Source organism: Chamaesiphon sp. OTE_75_metabat_556, from assembly GCF_031378165.1.
Classification (GTDB): Bacteria; Cyanobacteriota; Cyanobacteriia; order Cyanobacteriales; family Chamaesiphonaceae; genus Chamaesiphon.
In genome coordinates, this window is record NZ_JANNDR010000216.1 from 1 (window position 1) to 3,739 (window position 3,739).

General features: G+C 45.0%; 4 protein-coding genes and 1 pseudogene. 1 reads left to right on the forward strand and 4 read right to left on the reverse strand.

From position 1 onward, the window contains the following. Nucleotides 1-445: 445 nt before the first annotated feature. Together RMO27_RS08990 and RMO27_RS08995 are read right to left on the reverse strand one after the other, a co-directional pair. Nucleotides 446-1,267 (reverse strand): methyltransferase domain-containing protein, encoded by an 822-nt coding sequence (locus RMO27_RS08990; RefSeq protein WP_309731516.1) that lies wholly within the window; start codon nucleotides 1,265-1,267, stop codon nucleotides 446-448. A gap of 204 nt (nucleotides 1,268-1,471) precedes the next feature. After that, a pseudogene (locus RMO27_RS08995) lies at nucleotides 1,472-1,735 on the reverse strand (ATP-binding cassette domain-containing protein); the annotation flags it as partial. 161 nt (nucleotides 1,736-1,896) lie between these two features. Here RMO27_RS08995 and RMO27_RS09000 point away from each other — a divergent pair. Beyond that, nucleotides 1,897-2,070, forward strand: a complete 174-nt coding sequence (locus RMO27_RS09000) for a hypothetical protein (protein ID WP_309731519.1) — start codon at nucleotides 1,897-1,899, stop codon at nucleotides 2,068-2,070. Between the two features lie 72 nt (nucleotides 2,071-2,142). Here RMO27_RS09000 and RMO27_RS09005 read toward each other — a convergent pair whose 3' ends face one another. Both RMO27_RS09005 and RMO27_RS09010 read right to left on the reverse strand, forming a co-directional pair. Continuing rightward, nucleotides 2,143-3,054 carry a TIGR01777 family oxidoreductase gene (locus RMO27_RS09005; RefSeq protein WP_309731521.1) on the reverse strand — a complete coding sequence of 304 codons (912 nt, stop codon included), beginning with the start codon at nucleotides 3,052-3,054 and terminating at the stop codon, nucleotides 2,143-2,145. A 57-nt stretch (nucleotides 3,055-3,111) separates the two neighbouring features. Beyond that, on the reverse strand, nucleotides 3,112-3,739 hold a 628-nt coding region (locus RMO27_RS09010), incomplete at its 5' end, for a neutral zinc metallopeptidase (protein WP_309731523.1).

Genomic DNA, 3,739 nt, shown 5'->3' on the forward strand with positions numbered 1-3,739 from the left:
TCGCGTTTAGAATGACGTTCCAATTTCGATTGACGATCGACAGTTGGTTTGAATAAGTTCTGGACGCCACCAACGATCGTATCTCGGAGTGTTGAATATTGTTGCTGTTGATGGCGATCGATAAAATACTTTTTACCTAAATTTTCAATCCTAATAGCTGGATCTGACATAATAAAGAATATTTAAAATAGCAATCGACCTGAATCTGCTAGAATTTGTGATCGATCCGTGACTTGCAGTAAGTCCGAACCAATGTAGTCAAAAATGTTTAAGATATTATTAGGTACTTGCCGCTCACTCCTCATCACAAATGCAGATTGAATCGATCGCAATCGAGATGGATATTGCCGATGCCAGATCTGGCGATCAATTACATTGATTTTTTTGTTATTCACCAGAAAATTTAATAGCCAATATACTATTGAACCCTAGACACTTCATCTATTTAGCCGGTAATCTTCTTCAACCTTCTGGAGATCGCCAGCATAGTGGCTTGTGGCAGAGATTTGAGGATTGACTTCAGGGAAGTATTTGCGGCACTAATTATCTCATGCGACTTTTTAACATTTTGTAATTCCTCATTCATATACAAGTAGGCAATCGGATGTACCACCGAGACTAGAGAAGTGTCTTTAACTCGATCGTCTCCGAGCTTGGTTTCTAATGAATACTTATCTACATAATCTTTATGGGCAAACAACAGCATATTTTGTCTATAATAATAAGCAACATTATTATCAGACCAAATATTTTTGCGAATACAATCGAAGGCAACATAGCCTCTTTCTTGAAACAAGTTTGCCCAAAATTCTTGCCATTGCAAATTGATGTGATCTATACCTTCTTGACATGGTATTGCCGCAGAAAATAAAATTACTGAACCCAGGCTTGTTAGCGAGTCAATAAAAGTTTCTGCATATTCAGCGGCGAGATGTTCGGCAACTTCTAAAGAAATAACGATATCGAATAATTGCGGTATTTTTATCGGCTTGGTGAGATCGAAATCCATAAACCTATCTTTGGAAATTACCAAGATATTCTCATCTACATATTTACCATCGATTCCCAGAATTTCCTTGACCCCATGTTGTTGAAAAACTTTTAGCCATGTGCCATCACCACAGCCAACATCAACCACTCGATCGACTGCTAAAATCTCTAGAATTAGCGGCACTATGACTTCCGCAGATCGTCGCGAACTTTCTTGAATTTTGTTAAAGAACTCCTGTGTGTACAAGTTGTTAGAGCTAAGATCTGAAGGTTGCATGTCTTACGGGTTTTAATATTTACAAAATGATTATTTTAAATGGGATTTACCGTCCAGATTGGTTCGAGTAAGATCGCACCCATTTGGCTAAATGGGGGACAACCCGTTCCATATACATCGGTTTCTTCGATCCGAAAGCTCAAATATCCAGCCAAAGTATCGAGATCGATCGACCCATCTCCCAGCCAGATATCCACTGAAGAATAAAGTTGATTTTCCGGCACCATTGCGACCGATGATCCCAACTCGATCGCCTTGCTTAATCTCAAAGGAAATATCCTTAAGTGCCCAAAATTCTTCTTGATGTGGATGGCGATCTGACTTGTGTTGGCGATCGACAATTGGTTTGAATAAGTTCCCAATTCCACTAGCAATCGGATCTCGGAGTGTGGAATAGTGTTGCTGTTGCTGGCAATCGATGATATATTTTTTACCTAAATTTTCAATCCTAATCGCTGGATCTGGCATAATAAAAAATATTTAAAATAGCAATCGACCTAAATCTGTAAGCATCAGCATCGCTCGGACGATCCTTCTCAATCGATTTATAACTCACAGTAAGTACGACCCAATGTAGTCAAAAATGTTGAAGATACTATTATATCCCTCTACCTAACCCATCATCACAAATGAATATTGAATCGATCGAGATCGATATGGACATTACCGCAGCACAAGCGACGCTAGATCTGGCGATCGAAACCACTCTCCAACAATGGGGCGAACCCCTCCGCTGGGCGATTACCGCAGTCGATCGCGACACCAATATCGCCAAGATCGAAGCGATCGTGATTAGGGAATAGGGAATAGGGAATAGGGGATAGGGAATTAGAAGAATGCTTGCCTCCTAAAGCCTCAAGCGTAAAGCCCGATGCCTAACTTCCTAAAATTGAACTCAGAGCTGGTGTGAGCGTGGAGTATTGAAATTCAAAACCTTGAGCGAGCGTATGGGTGGGGACTACCTGCTGTCCTTCCAACACCACGATCGCGCCTTCTCCGAGCAGGGCTTCGAGGGCAAAATTGGGGACGGGGAGCCAAGAGGGTCGATTCATCACCGTGCCTAGCGTGTGAGAGAAGTCTGTCATGGTGACGGGATTAGGGGCGGTGGCATTGTAGACACCCTGCATTTGCGAATCGGTAATTGCGGTAATTATTAATTTGACGACATCATCGCGGTGTACCCAGGAAAACCATTGCTTGCCACTGCCGATCGGCCCACCGACAAAAGCACTAAAAGGTGCTAACATCTTGCTGAGTACGCCACCATTTTCGCCCAGGATGATGCCCAAGCGGAGGATGACTAAGCGGGTGCCTGTGACGGTAACTGCTTGAGCGGCTGTCTCCCAAGCCGTGCAGACTTCAGCCAGAAAATCTTGCCCAGCCGGACTATCTTCATTAAATTTACTAGTTTCGCTGGTGCCATAATAGCCGATCGCGGAGGCATTAATCAGCACGGCAGGTTTGACGCTAGCAGCAGCAATCGCCTCGACGATTTTTTGAGTGCCCAGTTGCCGACTGTCGAGGATCGTCCGCTTCTGGGCTGGCGTCCAGCGTTTTTCGGCGATCGGTTCGCCAGCTAAATTTACCACGGCATCGCAGCCGGAGATCGCATTTTGCCACTCGCCGGACTTGAGCGGCTCATAGCCGACTACCTGCACTTTGCCAAAGCGGTTGCTGGCCTGATGGGGACTCCGCGTGAAAATTACTACTTCGTGTCCCTGCGCTTGGAGTTGTTCGACTAACCGACTGCCCACAAATCCAGTAGCTCCCGCGATCGCAATCTTCATACCGTACTTACATTGATACTTATTCCCTTTGATTCTCGCACTTATATCTGAGATTTTCTACTGCGCCTGACAAGCGATGATGCCATTTTGTTGGGAGGCTTGAAAGCCGGTCAGTACCGCTTGGGCACGTTGTTCGGGCGTACCATGGTGTTGGCGGTTATTAAATTCATAGTCTCCGACCCGATAAGCAATCGCTGCGATTTCCTCGATATCATTGTTATCGAAATCTACGTTAGGCATGGCACCCATATAGTAACCAGCTAAACAATCAGCTTGGAGTTCGATGGCTGTAATCGTGTTTGGTCTAAATCCCCCGATTGTCTGTGCGGCATGGGCATATTCATGGGCGAGGATATAAGCTAAGGCGGCATCCCCATATTGGTAAGCCATCCGAATATGTTGGGTCGTAATATACAACGTATTGTTGCGGGTACAATACAAGCTCCCTGATACACGTCCGCAAGGACTAGATGCACCATTGGGCACATTCCAGCGGACTTTTGGATTCGCTCGCGTCGTATCTACTTGCCGCAATCCTTGATAGACAGCTTTTAAAACTATTTCTGGCCCTAGTTCGCTGGCTTGGAGTGGCACATTGGCGGCCAGCGCGGTAACTAAGGTAATACTGGCGCGAGTGAGGAATTTCCCCAGGTTCATATGGGTACAGGAGTGGGGAGTGGGGAGT

What these genes read in the sequence shown, in the direction of transcription:
- RMO27_RS08990 (WP_309731516.1), bottom strand. Translation starts at nt 1,267, where the DNA reads ATGCAACCTTCAGATCTTAGCTCTAACAACTTGTACACACAGGAGTTC.
- RMO27_RS09000 (WP_309731519.1), top strand. Translation starts at nt 1,897, where the DNA reads ATGAATATTGAATCGATCGAGATCGATATGGACATTACCGCAGCACAA.
- RMO27_RS09005 (WP_309731521.1), bottom strand. Translation starts at nt 3,054, where the DNA reads ATGAAGATTGCGATCGCGGGAGCTACTGGATTTGTGGGCAGTCGGTTA.